Raw genomic sequence first — 14632 nt, 5'->3', positions numbered from 1 at the left:
ACATTTAATGGCAAGAACGTTATCTTAGGTAATAAGAAGTGTTCACTATTAAGAACCTGTTGTAATGAACCTAGTACTGAAACGGTAGCGAAATTATAGACAGCTGGAGGTAACCCATGAGTGCAATCGCCGGGATCTATTCTATGCAGCATGGGCCGCTGGACCCGGAGCTCGGCCCGCGCCTGATGCAGGAGCTGCAGCGTTATCCGGCGGATGATGCCCGGGGCTGGAATACGGAGGGGCTGTTCCTCGGGTGCCACGCACAGTGGATTACCCCGCAGTCCCGGGGCGAGGTGCTTCCCTATTATGATCCGCAGCGGAAGCTGGCGATCGTAGCGGATGCCATCATTGATAACCGCAGCGAGCTCTTTGGACAACTTCAGGTTGTCCGGGAGGATCAGGAGTCGATGCCGGACAGCCTGCTGATTCTTCTGGCCTATGAGAAATGGGGGGATCAGGCTCCGGTGCATCTGGTCGGAGATTTTGCCTTCATGATCTGGGATGCCGGCAGGCAGACGCTGTTTGGAGCGAGGGATTTCTCGGGGAGCCGGACGCTGTACTTCCACCGCTCAGGCAGACAGTTCTCCTTCTGTACCGTGATTCATCCGCTACTCACGCTAATGGATGGAGAACGCGTGCTGCATGAAGGCTGGATCTCGGAATATCTGGCGGGCCAGGGCCGGATGGATGTCGCGGATATGTTCTCCACGGTCTATCAGGGTGTGGAGCAGCTGCCCCCGGCGCATTCAATGACAGTAAGCCCGAAGGGGATTACATTCTCCAGGTATTACACCTTCCAGACTCCGTCCCCACTCCGGCTGCGCAGCAATGGCGAGTATGAGGAAGCGTTCCGTGAGGTGTTCGGGCGTGCAGTCCGGGACCGGCTGCGTACCCACCTTGAAGCTGGTGCGAACTTAAGCGGCGGACTGGACTCAGGGGCGGTGGTGAGCTTCGCGGCACAGGAGCTTCGCCGCACGGGCAAGCCGCTCCACACCTTCAGCTCGTATCCTTTGGATCACTTTACAGGGTTCAAGCTGGGCCAGCGGGTGACCGATGAGCGTCCATATATTCAGGAGACCATCGACTATGTCGGGAACATTGAGCCTAGCTTTTACAATTTTCCTGACCGAAGCTCTTATGGCGAAATCGACGAATGGCTCGATATTATGGAGATGCCCTACAAATTCATAGAGAATTCTTACTGGCTGAGGGGCATATATGAACAAGCTGGCATGAAGAATGCCGGAGTGCTGCTCAGCGGACAACGGGGCAACTGGAGTATCTCCTGGGGACCGGCGCTGGATTACCAGGCGAAGCTGCTGCGTGAATTCCGCTGGTTCCGCTTTTACCGGGAGAATAAGCTGTACAGCCATTCGATGGGAGTAAGCCGCAAAAGAATGCTGAAAATAGCCGGGCGCAAGGTGTTCCCCGCTCTAGGCCAGCTGATGGACGGGAGGCAGGAGGCTCCGCCGGAGCTGATCCACCCTGAATTTGCCCGGCGGACCGGAGTGCAGGAGCGAATGAAGGAGCTGGACCAGTCGCCTGCTTCTCAGACCGTGTACGATATCCGCAGAGAGCATTTCCGCCAGCCGCATGTCTGGAATGTGAACGGAACGGCGGCTACCAAGCTATCGTTGAAGTATAAGGTATGGGACCGGGATGCGACGAATGACCTGCGTGTCATCAACTTCTGTATGTCCGTGCCTGAGGAGCAATACGTCCAGAACGGAATGGACCGCTCGCTCATCCGCCGGGCGATGGAAGGGCGGCTGCCGGATAAGGTCAGGCTTAACCAGACCCGGCGCGGTATCCAGGGGGCGGACGGCATTACACGTATGCTGCCCGAATGGCAGAGGTTCCAGCAGGAGCTGAGGGAGATGCTGCAAGATCCCCGTACTTCGTCTTATCTGAATCGTCCCGGGCTCGCCGGATGCTTGGACCGGCTGGGTAGTGAGCCCGAACCATTATTAATCTTTAACACGGATTTCCGCCTTCTTACAAGAGGACTGGTGTTTTACCGCTTTTTGAAGCGGCTCTCCTGAAGGACGTTTCTTGAAAGGGGGTGACAAGATGAAAAAGGAATACAGCAAGCCTGCATTGGAAGTGTTGGATGTGAAAATGACTATGGCTGGCCCGGGGGTATCCATTGCCGATGCGTTCCAAGCCGATCCAGATGAAATCGTTAGTCACTCCTAGTCTTCCTGCATTACCGCTCAGCCCTAATCCCTCTTAGCTTGCTGGAGGGGGATCAGGGCTATCCCTTTATCCGAAGTAATGTTTCCACTTGTCATCCGCAAGACAACGGGTGAAATTGACTGAGATGGAGTGAGCAGTATGGCTGGCACAGTGCAATGCCTCGGTTATAAGGCTTTTGGCCTGCAAATCCTCAGTGAGTTCGCGCTACCAGAACTTCCCCGTACAGATCACCCTGGAAGGATAGGGAGCCTGTCGGTAGTTGAAGGCCGTCTGGCGGAGCGATGGGAAGCGATACCGAAGATTACGCCGAATCTGGGCATCGCGGCGCATGAAGTGATGTTCATGGTGAAGGGCACCGCTATTTTTTCCATACAGAACGGCAGTACGATTACAGTCTCTCCGGCAGCAGGCGCAGATCCGGATAGCATCCGCTTGTTCATTCTGGGCAGCTGTATGGGTGTAGTATTGATGCAAAAAGGCATACTGGCCCTGCACGGCAGCTCGCTTGTGCTGGACAATAAGGCCTATGCGCTGGTGGGGCGTTCAGGTGCGGGTAAATCCACGCTTGCCTCCTACCTGATGGATCAGGGACATCTCCTGGTCAGTGACGACGTTATTCCCGTGTTGGTGCATAATGGACATCCATTGGCTGTTCCAGGTTATCCGCAGCAGAAGCTGTGGCAGCAGAGCCTGGACTATTTGGGAATGAATTCGTCTGCGTACCGTCCGCTGTTTCAGCGTGAGACCAAGTTCGCCGTCCCGGTGCATGACCGGTTCCAGAGTGAGCCGCTGCCGCTGGCCGGCATATTTGAACTGTCTGTGGTGCAGGACGGGCCGGTGGCCGTAGAGGCGATAAGCGGCTTGGACCGGCTTCATACCTTATACAATCATACTTATCAAAAAGCGCTGGTCGACCCAATGGGTGTCAGAGAATGGCACTTCGGGCTGCTGGCCTCGTTCGTAAACCGGCTGCCGATGTACCGGCTAACCCGCCCTGAGCAGGGCTTCAGTGCACCGCAGCAGACGGAAAAGATTATGGAGACGATTATGCCCAAGGTGAAGGAGATGAACCTATGAATATGAATACTACAGAAGTGCTGTCGCCGGATTCGGTACTGGTTCAACGGGAAGGCAATATCGCAAGTGATATGGACGGCGAGAAGGTCATGCTGAATGTGAAGAACGGCAAATACTACAACCTCGGCGAAGTTGGCGGTGAGATCTGGGAAGCGCTGGCTTCACCGGTATCGATTCGGCAGATTGCCGGGAAGATGCAGGAGATCTTTGAGGTGCCAGCAGAGGTGGCACAGCAGGATGTTATTGATTTTGTACAGAATCTGCTGAATGAGGATCTGGTCTCCATCGTTAGCGGACCATGATGACCCTCCGGAGGCTCCGTCTTCTGCTGGTGCATGACAAGGCGTTGCTTGCGCTGCTTCCCGAGACATTATGGCGGCTGATGCTGGTCCGAATCCAGCTGTTGTTCCCCTTTGCCAGGACAGCCCCTCAGCTTGGGGTGAAATCCCTGGAGAGTCCCGCAGTATCCAAGCCTTCCGATCTTCGCCGCATCCAGCAGATTACCAAGGCAATCCGGGTGATGAGCCGCTATACTCCCTGGAAAAGCACCTGTATGGTCCGGGCGGTAGCCGCCCTGAAGATGCTGGAGAAGCGGGGCATTGAGAGCACCCTCTACATGGGGGTCGCCCGCGATAAGCAGGGACAAATGATTGCCCACGCCTGGCTGCGCAGCGGATCCCATTATGTCTCCGGGGATGATGCGATGCAGGGCTTCGTGGTGGTGGAGAAGTTCGCAAAGGTGTTACAAGCCGAGTAATCGAGGTGGGTCCATGCAAGCCATAATCTACTACGTCCGGCAGCTTCAGCGGTTGTCGGGCATGAAGCTGTATCTTAATCTGTTTGGCATGGTGATCAGCGGTCTGCTGGAGAGCTCTGCCATTCTGCTGCTGGTTCCCATGCTCGGCATGGCCGGCATTCAGCTGGGCGGCGCGGCGGCGGGCTATCATCTTCCCATGCTCGGATTCATCAGTGAGCTGCCGCAGTCCACAGCGCTGCTGCTGGTGCTGGGCAGTTATGTTCTAATTGTGCTCTGCCAGAATCTGATCGCAAGATTCGTGGCGATCCGCAATGTCGAGATTCAGCAGACCTATGGCAGGCAGCTGCGGGTTGAGGTTTATAGCGCATTGCTGCGGGCGCAGTGGTCTTTTTTTCTGAGAAAACGCACCTCTGATCTGATCAATATGATGACCACCGAGCTGGCCAGAGTCCTGGCGGGTATCAGCGGGTTCCTGCAGTTTCTCACGTCGCTGTTGTTCACCCTGGTGCAGATTGCCTTTGCCTTCTGGCTGTCCCCCAAGATGACACTCGCGGTTCTCGTCTGCGCGGCGCTGCTGTCCATCTTCTCCCGGCGGTTCATCCGTAAGGCAAAGAGGCTGGGTAGCCGCAGCACAGAGCTGGGCAAGACGTATCTGGGCGGCATTACCGATCAGTTGAACGGAATCAAGGATATCAAAAGCAATAATCTGGAGCAGTCCCGCCTCGAATGGCTGCATGCCTTCACCGGCGAGGTGAAGCAGGAGCAGCTTGACTACACGCGCCTGCGCTCTAACTCCCAGCTCCTGTATAAGCTGTCTTCCACGCTGCTGATTGCCGTATTTATCTTCGTATCCTTCCGGTTTATGCAAGTGGAAGGGCCGAATCTGCTGCTGGTCATTCTCGTCTTCACCCGGTTGTGGCCGACCTTTTCGACGCTGCAGTCGCTGCTGGAGCAGCTTGCCTCAGTAGTGCCATCCTTCAAACAACTGCAATCGCTGCAGGAAGAATGTCTGGCCGCTGTCGAGCATGAAGCGGATCAAGCCGGAGAACGGGTGCTGCCTATGACGCTGGAGCAAGGCCTTGAGGCCCGGAATGTCGATTTCCGTTATCATGCGGATGAGCCGCAATATTCGCTCCAGAACGTCAATGTGCGGATTCCCGCCCGGCAGATGACGGCGATTGTCGGACGTTCAGGTGCCGGCAAAAGCACGCTCGTCGATCTGCTCATGGGACTGATGCAGCCGGAGAACGGGGAGATTCTAGCCGACGGTCAGCCGGTCAGAGGGGAGCGGCTGCTGTCCTACCGGAGGTCCATCGGATATGTGGCACAGGACCCGTTCCTGTATAACGCTACCATCCGCGATAATCTAATGATGATCAAGCCGGATGCGAAGGAAGCGGAGCTGTGGGAGGCGCTGGAATTTGCTTCCTCGGCGGACTTTGTCCGCAAGCTGCCGGACGGACTGGATACACTGCTCGGCGACCGGGGCGTCCGTCTGTCAGGCGGGGAGCGGCAGCGCCTGGTGCTGGCGCGCGCCATTATCCGCAAGCCCTCGATACTGGTACTCGATGAGGCGACCAGCGCGCTCGACACCGAGAACGAGCAGCGGATTCAAGAGGCGCTGGAGCGGATCAAGGCTTCCGTGACGGTCATCGTCATCGCCCACCGCCTGTCCACGATCCGTGGAGCCGATCAGATTCTGGTCATCGACCAGGGCCGGGTCATCCAGCAGGGAGTCTACAGCGGTCTGGCTTCGGAGAAGGGCGGCATGTTTAGCCGATTGCTGAAGGGCCAGGAAGAGGCAGGGTAAGGGTATACCTTAAACGCGAATGTAGGCGAAAAACCGAACACATTCGGTACTGAGTGGGAGTGTGGTCCAAATGTAATCGAAAAACCGATTCCATTGGGCGAGCGCAGAGGTTGTGGCCCGAATGTAATCGAAAAACCGATTCCATTGGGCAAGCGCAGAGGTTGTGGTCCGAATGTAATCGAAAAACCGATTACATTGGATGGGCGCAGAGGTTGTAGCCCGAATGTAATCGAAAAACCGATTCCATTGGGCAAGCGCAGAGGTTGTGGTCCCAATGTAATCGAAAAACCGATTACATTGGGCGAGCGCAGAGGTTGTGGCCCGAATGTAATCGAAAAACCGATTCCATTGGGCGAGCGCAGAGGTTGTGGCCCGAATGTAATCGAAAAACCGATTACATTGGCTTACCGCCACCCGGCTCCGAAACCGTAAAAAGGCACGTGCTGCAATTAACTAGCAGCACGTGCCTTTCTATATGCATTGGTGGGCCTCCGCTAATTCTCCTTCTCCGAACCCGTCACCTTCCGCCAGCTCCACAGCAAAGGCCGCAGCGGGAAATACAAGAAATGCAGCGGCTTCGGCAGCGGCAGGGTCTTGGCATCCGCTGCATAGGGATAGAGGAAGCTGGCGGAGCGGAGCATCCGGCTTCGGGTGGATAGAATGCTTGGAAGGTACCGGTTGAAATGCTGCTCCACCTCCGGCTCCAGCGGGGGGGTATTCAAATTCACGATGCGCGGGAGATAGAACAGAATGTCCTGTGCCAGCCTGCGGGCCTTGGGGTTGTCCATCAGCGGGGACAGCGCCGGGTCAACCGGCGTCTCCAGCAGCTCTCTGGCCAGAATCAGCGTCTGTCCTCCTATGGCGTTGTGATCATAGTGTTGTAGTAAGCGGACTAGCTTAGCGGAATCGGGGGGCTGCTGTCCCATTAGCAGCATCTTGATGTCCTGCAGCCATCTCAGCCGGGACCAGGCATGTCTGGCACCGTGTACAGCCAGGAACATGAACAGATCCTCCGGCCCCAGATAGCGGACATTCTGGCCGAAGGTGCTGCTGGTCCGCGAATGACGCCAGAGCTCGTCGAACGCAGGCTCTTTGGCGGGCCCCGGTCCTAACCGCCAGTGCAGCTCCAGGTTGACGTTGCTGACAGGATGCACGAACGTTGAATGATGCTCCCGCCATTTCCAGTCGCCAAGCAGGCTCTCGAACTTGTCTTCCTTCTCATAGCCCAGCCGGATCAGCAAGGTTTCGGCATCCTCCAGCTGTTCCATCGGCACCAGGAAGTCGAGATCCCGGGAGGTGCGCTGCGACAGGTCTCCGTACAGCTCCTGCCCAAGCACCGGTCCTTTGAGGAACAGACAGCGGATATTCAGCTCGGCCAGCTGACCCGCGATATTGCTCATTTCACCGCTAAGCTGGAGCATCTGTACCGTATTCCTGCGGTATTGCCATTTCAGCTGCTCCAGAACGTCAGAAGGGATCACCTTCTCCTCCATCTTGCTCAGCCTGGAATAGAGGTAGGGATACACCCTGTGCTGACGGTTCAGCTCCACGAATAAGTCCCAGTTCAGCTCTGTGAACAACTGCGGATGCTTCCGCGCCGTCTCATCTGGACTTCCGGAATTCAGTAGTGCAAGAATAAGGTGTACTTCCTTGGTTAAGCTTGCCTGATCAAGAATCTTCCGGTCAGTCATAGGGACGCTCCTTATCTGAGTTGTGAACAGATCCGCACCGGATTTGTTCTATTAAAAGAACGATATTAGTGAGCGTACCATCGATAACCGAAATTTGTCAATTTTTCGCCAGGTGCGTCACGGAACTTATCATTCCTGCCAGTAGAGAATCATCTTGACTCCATAGGGACGGCTGCCCTTATAATGCAGATTAAGAGAGAAAAGAATCGACGGGAGAGTTGCTGAGGAATGGTACTGCTCGGAGCAATCGTGAATGGAATAGCAATAATTGCCGGAACTCTGCTGGGCAAGCTGCTGGAGCGGATACCGGAGAGTATGAAGAACACTGTGATGCAAGCGATTGGACTGGCGCTAATGCTGCTGGGGGTGCAGATGGGTCTGAAAAGCGGGAATTTCCTCATCGTCATCCTAAGTCTGGTGATCGGCGCTGTGGCCGGGGAGTGGATCAACATTGAAGACAAATTCACCCGTGCGGGCAATTGGCTGGAGCGCAGAGTAGGTGCGGGCGGCCGGGGAAGTATCTCGCTGGGCTTTGTCACGGCAAGTCTGGTGTTCGTTGTAGGGGCCATGGCTATTCTAGGCGCACTGGACAGCGGCATCAAAGGCAATCATGAGATTCTCTACGCCAAATCCATTATGGACGGCTTCATTGCCATGATTCTGACTTCTACGCTGGGCATCGGAGTGATGTTCTCGGCCATTCCTGTAGTTCTGTATCAAGGGGCCATCGCTTTGCTGGCTACGCAGATCACCCGGTTTGTGCCTGATGCGCTGTTGAATGACTGTATTGCAGAGATGACCGCTACAGGCGGGGTGATGATTATCGGAATTGGGCTGAACCTGCTCGGGATCACCAAGATCAAGGTAGCTAACCTGCTGCCCGGTATCCTGGTGGCTGTACTTTTGGTTGTGCTGGTACATAACTTTCAAGTGAATTGAGACCTTCTTTACGCTGAAAAAAGAAGATCCCGTTATTGTTGTTTTTCAATTATCGTAATAGCAATAACACCCCGCGCCTTTCCGCTTGCGCTAAGCGCATGGGCAGTGCGCAGCCCTTCTTCACTAAGTGGAAAAGCACCGCCGATCAGCGGCTCCAGCCTCCGCCCTGCCGTCAGCCGGGCCAGCTCGCTCAGCTGGTAGGGATCGGCAGCGGGAGACAGATAAGCTGTTATAACTCCCTGCTGTGCTGCCAAGGCCGGATCAGGCTGTTCAGCAGTGGAGATCAGCCTTCCGCCTGGAGCCAGTACTGCGAAGCTTCTGTTTAGCACACTGCCTCCTGCGGTATCAATCACCACATCGATGCTCTGCCCCAGAATCGCGGCAAAATCCTGCCCGCCGCTGTGAATCGCCTGATCGGCCCCGAGGCCCCAGGCAACATCCAGCTCATCACCGCCGCTGATGGTAGTAATCACCGTAGCGCCCCGGAGCTTGGCCAACTGTACCGCGAAGCTGCCGATTCCGCCAGTACCGTCCTGCACCAGCACACGGTCCCGGCTGGAGACCTTGGCGGCAGCCAGCGCCTGCCAGGCGGCAAGCCCGGCAGCAGGTAACACCCCGGCTGCTGCGAAGGATAACCCCGGGGGCTTAAGTGCAAGCTGATCCTCCTTGGCACACGTGTATTCCGCGTAACCTCCGCTCTCGGCAGCAGGCTTCAGACCGAATACCTCGTCGCCGGGCTTGAAGCGGCTCACCGCTGCGCCGGTGTCCGCAATGATTCCGGCTACAACAACGCCTGGAATGAATGGACAGACAGCAGGGCGTTCCCCGCCGGCAATCCGTGTTTCATCCAGTATTCTGCAATCTGCCGGATGAACCGAGGTCGCATACATCTCAATCAGCACCTCATGCTCACCCGGAACAGGCAGGGGAATATCTATTTCTTTTAAGCTCCCGAACGAGTCGGACACTTCTAAGGCAATGGCCTTCATCTATAGTGGGCCTCCTTTATCTACTGGCGGATGATTTGGTACATACTATACGCATACGGCTACCGTTAGTCAAAATCCGTGATTCCAAGTCTTTTTCCATGAATGTTTGGACAAAAGATTGAAATCAAGCAGCGCAGTACGGTAGAATTGCACTAGGTAACGTTCTATATATCAGATTTAACCAAGAAGGGGATTGTAACGCTTGAATAATGAAGAAGTAATCCAAGAGCTGCCAGAGAACTATGACGAACTGAAGAGAGCCGCCGGCCGTTCCGCAGACTGGAGAGCGCGTCTTGAAGCGGTAGAAGAGCTGGGCCGCTACAACCACAAACAAATTATCGATATCCTTAATCGCCTGATGATCAGCGATCCTGTATATACCGTGCAAGAAGCTGCATATAACAAGCTAGTGGCTTTTGGCGAAGAGGTCAAGGTTCCATCGAAGAACAAAGCTGAACTGTTCAAAGGGGTATCCAAGATTATTCTGCGCATTAAGAAGAGTCTGCCCAAGGACCATTCTTACGAAGAGTTCAAAGAGAAGCTGAAGAAGATGCGGGTTGATATCTACGATGCCTATGAAGGCGAGAAGGGCGCGGATTTCGATCAGTGGCTGGAGAAGATGTGGGCTTCGGCTGCCAAGTAACCAGTCTCAAATAACATAGTTAATTAGCATGACAGCACCAAGCGGAGAGATAGGGGCGTTCCTTATCGCTCCGCTATATTTTTGTGAGAAAGGATGATTACATGCTTACGGTTACATTTCAGGAATTCCTTAAGCTGTCCACGCAGCTGCGTCCCGGGTACACCGCCAGTTTGGGGAAGGCTCCGGCAGGGGGCAGTGAGGCGATATTAGAGTTTACACCCGAAGTTCCTGCGCTTCTGCGGGCGGTCTATGATACAGTTCTTGGAACAGGCGGCGCCGAGGAAGATCCCAGTCTGCTGGAGTTCATTCCGGGCTACCGGCTGATTCATATCGGGGAATACGGCCATGAAGTGAAGATACTGTCAGGGATTCTGCAGGAGAAGGGATATACCGGCGGTGGAACCGTGTTGCCGCTGCTGACCAACTATGGAAGTGATTATATCTGCTATTACCGCTCTGAAGAAGGGGTGGAGCAGATCTGCGATCTGCTGCACGACTACGGTGATTTGGTGGTAATGTACGATTCGCCGGAGAAGTTCCTGGAGACACTGTGCGAATTCTATAAGCAGGAGGTCTACTTTCTGGATGAGGAAGGCTACCTGGACTGCGATCTGGTAAAAGAAGGCGAAGTAGGCACAGCGCTCAACCCGGAGGCGGAATATTGGTCCGAGTAAGGTACGCACTGCATGCTTAGGCGTCCAAAAACACAAAAATCCCCGTCCTGCATCACTGTAGGAACGGGGATTTTAAGGTTCTAAGCTGGTGGGGAGAGCTACCTGCTTGCAGTACTCCCTTGACTGAAGATCTTCTGCTACTGGTTAGCCTTCTTCTCCTGCTCACGCAGCTCGATTCTGCGGATCTTCCCCGAAGTGGTCTTCGGCAGATCCGTAATGTATTCGATTTTGCGCGGATACTTGTAGGGAGCGGTCTGCTCCTTGACATGGGCTTGCAGCTCTTTGGTCAGCTCCGGTGTTCCGGCATGGCCGTCCTTGAGTACGATAAACGCTTTGACGACCGACCCGCGTATCTCATCCGGGCTTGCGACCACGGCACATTCCTTAACGAGGGTATGCTTCATTAGCGCCTCTTCGACCTCGAACGGCCCGATCGTGTAGCCCGAGCTGATGATGATGTCATCGCCGCGCCCCTCGAACCAGAAATAGCCGTCCTCATCCTTGCGCGCCCGGTCGCCGGTTACGAAATACTCTCCATGTGAGCAGTTCGCTTTGCGCTCGGGATCCTTATAGTAGTTCTGGAACAGAGCAGGCATGCTCAGATGTACGGCGATATCACCGACCACTCCGGCCGGCAGCGGATGTCCGTCCTCGTCGATCACCTCGACAATGCCGGGAGCAATCGATTTGCCCATGGAGCCAACCCGGATCGGTTCATCCTTCAGTGCCGCGATGATGAGTGTGCTCTCTGTTTGTCCGTAGCCGTCACGGATTGTAATATTGAAGTGTTGCTGGAACGTATGAATAACTTCCTGATTCAGCGGCTCACCGGCGGATACAGCGCAGCGCAGATTGGACAGATCGTATTCTGCCAGGCCCTCAGTCTTCGCCATCAGGCGGTATTCAGTCGGAGTGCAGCATAATACCTGAATCTTCTCGTCTTGCAGCAGCTGCAGGTAGCGCTCCGGATGGAAGGCTCCGTTATAGACGAAGCCAGTGGCCCCGTTGCCGAGTACCGTCAGGAATGGACTCCAGATCCACTTCTGCCAGCCCGGTGCGGCTGTAGCCCAGACCGTATCTGATTCACGGATATCGAACCAGAGGGAGGAAGTGATCCGCAGATGGGCATATCCCCAGCCGTGCGTGTGAACTACTGCTTTGGGATTGCCGGTGGTTCCGGAGGTATAGGCCAGAATGGCGATATCATCGCGGCGGCTGGCAACCGTAGGGTAAGAATCAGCTTGTCCTTCCATTAGACCTTCCAGGTCAATCCAGCCTTCTTCAGCCTCAGCCTCACCGCTGGAGACGGACAAGCGGTAGTCCAGTGCGGGCAGATCGTCGGAGATTTTGTTCACTTCTCCGGTAACCTCAGACCAGACAATAACAGCCCGCGCTTCGGAATGGCGCAGCCGGTACGAGAGATCCTTCGCCCGCAGCATTTCAGACGAAGGAATAACAGCCAGTCCCAGCTTCAGGCAGGCCAGATATATCGCATAGGCGATGATGCGGCGGGGGACCATGACCAGGACCCGGTCGCCTTGCGTAAGTCCGAGACCGGCCAGTCCGCCGGCGAGACGGTTAGCCTGAGCCATGAGCGCACCATAGGTGATTTGCTCCAGGCTCCCATTTTCATGTAACCATTTAATTGCAAGCTTATCTTCAGGATGCTGCTCCATTTCCGAAGTGAGATTGTAGAATTCAGGTGCGATCCAACGTTGATTATCCAAATGAACCTCTCCTATATAAGTGTGATGATGTATCTGTTGACTACAGTATAGCACGTTCTCCTAGTACCAGATGCTAATCGGGTCATAGGGAAGCGGAGAATGTTCTGTGACAGTCTTTATTTTGAAGCATCTTGATGCGTACAGAATCCCTGAAGGTATTTTTAACCGGATAAGGGAACCATACATTAGAGCCCTTCACGCAGCGAAGCGGCAGAAAGCAGGCCATTGCAATGGACGAGAATACAGTGATCGATGAGACATTTATTAATGAAGGAAGTATTAGTGAAGCAGAATTCAATGAAATATTCGCTATCATGGAAGCCTCTTTTCCGGTAAGTGAGCTTAGAACCCGCAGCGGGCAGCAGGCTTTGCTGGATCAGCCGAATTATCATCTGTATACCAGCAAGGATACGGAGGGGCAGATACTGGCTTTTTTGGCGGCATGGGAATTACCCGAACTGCGGTTCATCGAGCATATTGCCGTGAATCCCCAGCGCCGGAGCGGAGGGATCGGCCGCAAGCTGATGAGCAGCTACCTTATGCGTTCGGACAAGCCGGTGCTGCTTGAGGTAGAGCCGCCGGACGGGGAGCTGGAGCAGAGAAGAATCGGATTCTATGAGCGGCTGGGCTTTTACCTGAATCCCTATGACTATATGCAGCCGCCGCTGCGTACGGGGCAAGCCGATCTTCCGCTGCGCATTATGACCTACCCGGAGCCGGTAACGATGAAGGAGTTCCTCCATTTCAGAGATGTTTTGTACACAGAGGTGTATGGGGTGAGCATTTGAATTACTTCTTTACAATCCGGATACAAGTTAGAAACAAGTTAATGGTTTAATAAGTCTATAGCAAGGAACATACACAACAACATCACAACTAAGGGAGACGATATTCAATGAAAAGCAAAAAAATGATCATAGCAACGATGGTATTCGGAATGGCCGTTACAGGTTCAGCAGGGGTCTACGCAGGAACGAACATGCAGAAAATCAGCGCTTATCTTAATCACGGAATCGGGTTCAAAGTGAACGGAGCGGCCTATACCCCAGTCGATAACAACGGCAAAACGATGGCGCCAATCACTTATAAGGATACAACGTATCTTCCGGTCCGGGCGATGGCAGATGCACTGAAGGTGCCGGTGACATTCAATGCCTCCACGAATGAAGTTATCCTTGGGACTGGAACAGGGGCCACAGCGCCTGATAATGGTTCATCTGTGAAGCTGACGGCGGTACAGTACAGTGCAGCGCAGAAGGAGCAGATTGCTAAGGCGTTTGCAAACTTCCAAGGCTTTGAGACAGCCTATGCCCCGACACAGATGGTCAGCGGAGATGCCTTCCAGAAGGTTGCGGGCGGCGATGACGGCGTAAGCTTCCTGTTTAATAAAATGCGTGTAAATGTCTCGCCGCGTGACTACTCCGATGGTTATGACAGCAGTACAGTGAAGCTCTCCAATGGAACAGAAGCGAAATGGTACACTCCTTCGGATACGCCAATGCTGACCTTCAAGCTGGCAGACCGTTTTGTAACCATCAGCTCCGCTGACAAAGCTCTTAGCAAAGCACAAATCGAGAAAGTGGCTGTAGGCGTAACGAAACTAAGCAAATAATTACTACTGCTTTTATAGAATAGAATGCAAAAGGGATGTCCGCAGAGCCGTAACTGGCCGCGCAGACATCCCTGCTTTGTTTTGAAATGCTTGTCACTGTTATTTGTTAGAGCTATGCTGTTTATTGGCCAGTCTTGCTCCAGGAGTTCCTTTACCGCGTTTTCTGTTCTTTAGCGCTTTACGCTGATTCTCCTGGAATTTCTCCACGAATTCATGAGTGTCCATAACAATCCCCCTAGAAGGTTAGATGATGTAGGCTTGAGGCTTCCAAGCATACGTTTAGATATTCGGTTATTCTGTCCATTTGCGGTGCATATCATTCTAAACTTATGGTTGAAAAAATGCTTGCAATGAATATCTATCCGTGATATATTCTATTTCTGGCCGCGAAACATCAACGCCTCGCTCGAACAAGAAGTTGAAAAAAAGAGCTTGCATTGATCGGCTGGATGTGATATATTATAAGAGTTGCTGGTGACGACAACATCGACACTAACAACGAGCTTGATCTTTGAAA

The 14632-nt window shown here is 54.0% G+C and carries 15 protein-coding genes; 11 read left to right on the top strand and 4 right to left on the bottom strand.

The window, feature by feature from the left end; genetic code table 11:
• Positions 1–116 precede the first annotated feature (116 nt).
• From J2Z70_RS17080 to J2Z70_RS17055, 6 genes are all read left to right on the top strand, one after another.
• Complete coding sequence (locus tag J2Z70_RS17080; RefSeq protein ID WP_209875244.1) at positions 117–2042, top strand: asparagine synthase-related protein; 1926 nt, start codon at positions 117–119, stop codon at positions 2040–2042.
• A 28-nt stretch (positions 2043–2070) separates the two neighbouring features.
• On the top strand, positions 2071–2196 hold the full coding sequence (locus tag J2Z70_RS17075) for a paeninodin family lasso peptide (protein ID WP_036694602.1): 126 nt from the start codon (positions 2071–2073) through the stop codon (positions 2194–2196).
• A 138-nt stretch (positions 2197–2334) separates the two neighbouring features.
• Positions 2335–3273: a hypothetical protein gene (locus tag J2Z70_RS17070; RefSeq protein WP_036730629.1), complete on the top strand. Its 939-nt coding sequence runs from the start codon at positions 2335–2337 to the stop codon at positions 3271–3273.
• A complete protein-coding gene (locus J2Z70_RS17065) occupies positions 3270–3575 on the top strand; it encodes a lasso peptide biosynthesis PqqD family chaperone (protein ID WP_036730627.1) in 306 nt (101 codons plus the stop codon). Before J2Z70_RS17070 ends, J2Z70_RS17065 begins: the two co-directional genes overlap by 4 nt.
• On the top strand, positions 3572–4030 hold the full coding sequence (locus tag J2Z70_RS17060; RefSeq protein ID WP_036730624.1) for a lasso peptide biosynthesis B2 protein: 459 nt from the start codon (positions 3572–3574) through the stop codon (positions 4028–4030). Before J2Z70_RS17065 ends, J2Z70_RS17060 begins: the two co-directional genes overlap by 4 nt.
• 13 nt (positions 4031–4043) lie before the next feature.
• Positions 4044–5840 (top strand): ABC transporter ATP-binding protein, encoded by a 1797-nt coding sequence (locus J2Z70_RS17055; protein ID WP_209875242.1) that lies wholly within the window; start codon positions 4044–4046, stop codon positions 5838–5840.
• A 494-nt stretch (positions 5841–6334) separates the two neighbouring features.
• On the opposite strand, the gene J2Z70_RS17050 is transcribed toward J2Z70_RS17055, so the two are convergent.
• Positions 6335–7531 carry a nucleotidyltransferase domain-containing protein gene (locus J2Z70_RS17050; RefSeq protein WP_209875240.1) on the bottom strand — a complete coding sequence of 399 codons (1197 nt, stop codon included), beginning with the start codon at positions 7529–7531 and terminating at the stop codon, positions 6335–6337.
• 228 nt (positions 7532–7759) lie between these two features.
• Between J2Z70_RS17050 and J2Z70_RS17045 the strand changes: the two genes are divergently transcribed.
• Positions 7760–8470 carry a DUF554 domain-containing protein gene (locus J2Z70_RS17045; RefSeq protein WP_209875238.1) on the top strand — a complete coding sequence of 237 codons (711 nt, stop codon included), beginning with the start codon at positions 7760–7762 and terminating at the stop codon, positions 8468–8470.
• Positions 8471–8502: 32 nt separating this feature from the next.
• On the opposite strand, the gene J2Z70_RS17040 is transcribed toward J2Z70_RS17045, so the two are convergent.
• Positions 8503–9459 carry an NADP-dependent oxidoreductase gene (locus J2Z70_RS17040; RefSeq protein WP_209875236.1) on the bottom strand — a complete coding sequence of 319 codons (957 nt, stop codon included), beginning with the start codon at positions 9457–9459 and terminating at the stop codon, positions 8503–8505.
• Between the two features lie 202 nt (positions 9460–9661).
• Between J2Z70_RS17040 and J2Z70_RS17035 the strand changes: the two genes are divergently transcribed.
• Positions 9662–10102, top strand: a complete 441-nt coding sequence (locus tag J2Z70_RS17035) for a HEAT repeat domain-containing protein (RefSeq protein ID WP_209875235.1) — start codon at positions 9662–9664, stop codon at positions 10100–10102.
• 101 nt (positions 10103–10203) lie between these two features.
• On the top strand, positions 10204–10776 hold the full coding sequence (locus tag J2Z70_RS17030; protein ID WP_209875233.1) for an SMI1/KNR4 family protein: 573 nt from the start codon (positions 10204–10206) through the stop codon (positions 10774–10776).
• A 137-nt stretch (positions 10777–10913) separates the two neighbouring features.
• On the opposite strand, the gene J2Z70_RS17025 is transcribed toward J2Z70_RS17030, so the two are convergent.
• Positions 10914–12452 carry an acetate--CoA ligase gene (locus J2Z70_RS17025; protein ID WP_209875536.1) on the bottom strand — a complete coding sequence of 513 codons (1539 nt, stop codon included), beginning with the start codon at positions 12450–12452 and terminating at the stop codon, positions 10914–10916.
• A 281-nt stretch (positions 12453–12733) separates the two neighbouring features.
• On the opposite strand from J2Z70_RS17025, the gene J2Z70_RS17020 reads away from it, so the two are divergent.
• Together J2Z70_RS17020 and J2Z70_RS17015 are read left to right on the top strand one after the other, a co-directional pair.
• Complete coding sequence (locus J2Z70_RS17020; RefSeq protein ID WP_209875231.1) at positions 12734–13291, top strand: GNAT family N-acetyltransferase; 558 nt, start codon at positions 12734–12736, stop codon at positions 13289–13291.
• Positions 13292–13398: 107 nt separating this feature from the next.
• A complete protein-coding gene (locus J2Z70_RS17015; protein ID WP_076081927.1) occupies positions 13399–14115 on the top strand; it encodes a stalk domain-containing protein in 717 nt (238 codons plus the stop codon).
• A 99-nt stretch (positions 14116–14214) separates the two neighbouring features.
• Here J2Z70_RS17015 and J2Z70_RS17010 read toward each other — a convergent pair whose 3' ends face one another.
• Positions 14215–14340, bottom strand: a complete 126-nt coding sequence (locus J2Z70_RS17010; protein ID WP_076081926.1) for a DUF4023 family protein — start codon at positions 14338–14340, stop codon at positions 14215–14217.
• Positions 14341–14632 lie beyond the last annotated feature (292 nt).

Source organism: Paenibacillus silagei, from assembly GCF_017874735.1.
Taxonomy (GTDB): Bacteria; Bacillota; Bacilli; order Paenibacillales; family Paenibacillaceae; genus Paenibacillus_AQ; species Paenibacillus_AQ silagei.
This window is presented reverse-complemented; position numbering and strand designations above follow the sequence as displayed.

Coding starts and splice junctions, on each gene's coding strand:
- J2Z70_RS17055 (WP_209875242.1), top strand. CDS start 4,044: ATGCAAGCCATAATCTACTACGTCCGGCAGCTTCAGCGGTTGTCGGGC.
- J2Z70_RS17020 (WP_209875231.1), top strand. CDS start 12,734: ATGGACGAGAATACAGTGATCGATGAGACATTTATTAATGAAGGAAGT.
- J2Z70_RS17045 (WP_209875238.1), top strand. CDS start 7,760: ATGGTACTGCTCGGAGCAATCGTGAATGGAATAGCAATAATTGCCGGA.
- J2Z70_RS17010 (WP_076081926.1), bottom strand. CDS start 14,340: ATGGACACTCATGAATTCGTGGAGAAATTCCAGGAGAATCAGCGTAAA.
- J2Z70_RS17070 (WP_036730629.1), top strand. CDS start 2,335: ATGGCTGGCACAGTGCAATGCCTCGGTTATAAGGCTTTTGGCCTGCAA.
- J2Z70_RS17015 (WP_076081927.1), top strand. CDS start 13,399: ATGAAAAGCAAAAAAATGATCATAGCAACGATGGTATTCGGAATGGCC.
- J2Z70_RS17040 (WP_209875236.1), bottom strand. CDS start 9,459: ATGAAGGCCATTGCCTTAGAAGTGTCCGACTCGTTCGGGAGCTTAAAA.
- J2Z70_RS17030 (WP_209875233.1), top strand. CDS start 10,204: ATGCTTACGGTTACATTTCAGGAATTCCTTAAGCTGTCCACGCAGCTG.
- J2Z70_RS17065 (WP_036730627.1), top strand. CDS start 3,270: ATGAATATGAATACTACAGAAGTGCTGTCGCCGGATTCGGTACTGGTT.
- J2Z70_RS17025 (WP_209875536.1), bottom strand. CDS start 12,452: ATGGAGCAGCATCCTGAAGATAAGCTTGCAATTAAATGGTTACATGAA.
- J2Z70_RS17060 (WP_036730624.1), top strand. CDS start 3,572: ATGATGACCCTCCGGAGGCTCCGTCTTCTGCTGGTGCATGACAAGGCG.
- J2Z70_RS17050 (WP_209875240.1), bottom strand. CDS start 7,531: ATGACTGACCGGAAGATTCTTGATCAGGCAAGCTTAACCAAGGAAGTA.
- J2Z70_RS17075 (WP_036694602.1), top strand. CDS start 2,071: ATGAAAAAGGAATACAGCAAGCCTGCATTGGAAGTGTTGGATGTGAAA.
- J2Z70_RS17080 (WP_209875244.1), top strand. CDS start 117: ATGAGTGCAATCGCCGGGATCTATTCTATGCAGCATGGGCCGCTGGAC.